Raw genomic sequence first — 2,715 nt, 5'->3', positions numbered from 1 at the left:
GGGTGGCGGGCCGCCGCACGGTGGTGCCCCTGGCCTCGCGGAGCGCCTGCCACCAGCCGCCGATGCGGGCGAAGGGCCACAGCACGGCGAGCGTGATCAGGGCGTACAGGATGGTGGCGACCGCGGGCGAGGTGAAGACGTCGAGGCCCGCGATGAGCGCGACCAGCGAGAAGACGGGGTCGACCACGGGCAGCGGCCGCATGTCGAGCCCGAGGGCGCTCGGCCAGACGAAGACCAGGGCGCCGACGGCGGCGACGGAGGCGAGCACGGCACGGGAGGGCTGCGGGCGCCGCACCACGAAGTGCCGGATCGCGTCGGGCCAGGCACCGAGGCGCCCCACGGTGTACACCAGCGCGGCGAAGACCACCCCTTCGTAGACGATCGGGGCTTCCTCACCCTCCCAGCGCTTGGGCTGCATGCTCCCGGCCCACCACCAGTCCCCCGGCGTGAACAGCTTCAGGAGCGCCCACTGGTAGGGGATGTTGCCCTGCCGCCACAGCGACCAGAAGAGCAGACCGAGTACGGCGGAGATCGCCATGCCGACGACGAGGCGCCGGCCCGCGCCCTCGGTCTCCACCTCGGGTTCCGGGGGCCGGTAGCCGAAGCGCCAGATGCCCGGGGCCACCTCGGGCCGGGGCGTGGCCAGCCATTCGGCGATGGAGGTGACGGCGGTGACGGGGGTGGTCCCGGCGGCGCCGGGCGGCTGCCGGGGCACCGGCGGCGCGGTGGGGACGGCCGGTGGCGCCGGGCGCGGCACCGGTGCGGCCCGCTGCCCGTCGCGTGCCCCGTGCGTGCCCTCGGTGTCCATGGCCCTTGCCCCCTGACCTGCCGGTCCGTCCGTCGATCCGCGCTCAATCTAGTGCCCGGGCGAGGGGACTTCACCGGTTACGCGCCCGGTCCGTCCGGACGGCCGGAAGGCGGCATGTGTCCAAGTCGGACAAACGTGCCGCGCGACCCCACCCCGATGGAGCATGACCCTCTCTCCGTCCCGCACCTAATCTGCGAGAAAACCCCCCGTCGAACCAGGCGAAACCGACAGCCATACGTCCGGCGTAGCCGTTCAACCCCAGAAACAGGAGCCCCGCATGAGCGACATCCCGCAGGAGCGCCGCGTCGTCACCGCCATCCCCGGTCCGAAGTCGCAGGAGCTGCAGGCCCGCCGTACCGCCGTGGTCGCCGGTGGCGTGGGCTCCGTACTGCCCGTCTTCACCGCCCGCGCGGACGGCGGCATCATCGAGGATGTCGACGGCAACTGCCTGATCGACTTCGGTTCCGGCATCGCCGTGACCTCCGTCGGCGCCTCCGCCGAGGCCGTGGTGCGCCGGGCCTCCGCCCAGCTCCAGGAGTTCACGCACACCTGTTTCATGGTCACGCCGTACGAGGGGTACGTGGCCGTCGCCGAGGCGCTCGCCGAGCTGACGCCGGGCGACCACGAGAAGAAGTCGGCGCTGTTCAACTCCGGCGCCGAGGCCGTCGAGAATGCCGTCAAGATCGCCCGTGCGTACACCAAGCGCCAGGCCGTCGTCGTCTTCGACCACGGCTACCACGGCCGTACGAACCTCACGATGGCGCTGACCGCCAAGAACATGCCGTACAAGCACGGCTTCGGCCCGTTCGCCCCCGAGGTCTACCGCGTCCCGGTCGCCTACGGCTACCGCTGGCCGACCGGCGCCGAGAACGCCGGTCCCGAGGCCGCCAAGCAGGCCATCGACCAGATCACCAAGCAGGTCGGCGCGGAGAACGTCGCCGCGATCATCATCGAGCCGGTGCTCGGCGAGGGCGGCTTCATCGAGCCCGCCAAGGGCTTCCTGCCCGAGATCGTGAAGTTCGCCAACGACAACGGCATCGTCTTCGTCGCGGACGAGATCCAGTCCGGCTTCTGCCGCACCGGCCAGTGGTTCGCCTGCGAGGACGAGGGCATCGTCCCCGACCTGATCACCACGGCCAAGGGCATCGCGGGCGGCCTGCCGCTCGCCGCCGTCACGGGCCGCGCCGAGATCATGGACGCCCCGCACGCGGGCGGCCTCGGCGGCACCTACGGCGGTAACCCGGTGGCCTGCGCCGGTGCGCTCGGCGCCATCGAGACGATGAAGGAGCTGGACCTCAACGCCAAGGCGAAGGCGATCGAGGCGACGATGAAGGCCCGGCTCTCCGCGATGGCCGAGAAGTTCGACATCATCGGCGACATCCGCGGCCGCGGCGCGATGATCGCCATCGAGCTGGTCAAGGACCGTACGACCAAGGAGCCGAACCCGGCGGCCACCGCGGCCCTGGCCAAGGCCTGCCACGCGGAGGGCCTGCTGGTCCTGACCTGCGGCACCTACGGCAACGTCCTGCGCTTCCTGCCGCCGCTGGTCATCGGCGACGACCTGCTCAACGAGGGCCTGGACATCATCGAGGGCGCCTTCGCCGGCGTCTGACCCCCCAAGGTGCGTCGGGGCGTGTGAAGAAGGTGTGCGAGCCCCATGACGGGTTGCCGATCCGCCTGTCGGGCCGCACACCTTCTGCCGTACGGTTTCTGCAGATGAGAGAAACACCCCGCCCGCAGGTGACTGCGGGCGACACCAGGGCGGAGCCTCCCCAGCCCCGTCCCGGCCGTGCCCTCGCGCACACCCCCGGGGCCCATGGCCCCGGAACTCCTCACCGATCGGATGGCCGCACGCCCCACACCCCCCGGGGCGGGCGGCGCCCCGATCCTTTCGGCCGCCTCGGAAC

The 2,715-nt window shown here is 71.8% G+C and carries 1 protein-coding gene and 2 pseudogenes; 2 read left to right on the top strand and 1 reads right to left on the bottom strand.

Annotated features, from left to right (window positions below; translation table 11 throughout):
- Positions 1-808, bottom strand: a pseudogene (locus GKQ77_RS31245) (ATP/GTP-binding protein); the annotation flags it as partial.
- Positions 809-1,085: 277 nt separating this feature from the next.
- Here GKQ77_RS31245 and gabT point away from each other — a divergent pair.
- On the top strand, positions 1,086-2,420 hold the full coding sequence (gabT, locus tag GKQ77_RS31240; RefSeq protein WP_219692483.1) for a 4-aminobutyrate--2-oxoglutarate transaminase: 1,335 nt from the start codon (positions 1,086-1,088) through the stop codon (positions 2,418-2,420).
- A gap of 104 nt (positions 2,421-2,524) precedes the next feature.
- Positions 2,525-2,715: pseudogene (locus GKQ77_RS33760) on the top strand (phosphatase PAP2 family protein); the annotation flags it as partial.

It is taken from the genome of Streptomyces anatolicus (genome assembly GCF_019400875.1).
Lineage (GTDB): Bacteria > Actinomycetota > Actinomycetes > Streptomycetales > Streptomycetaceae > Streptomyces > Streptomyces anatolicus.
The sequence above is the reverse complement of the archived record's forward strand: the minus strand, read 5'-3'. Positions and strand labels throughout refer to the sequence as shown.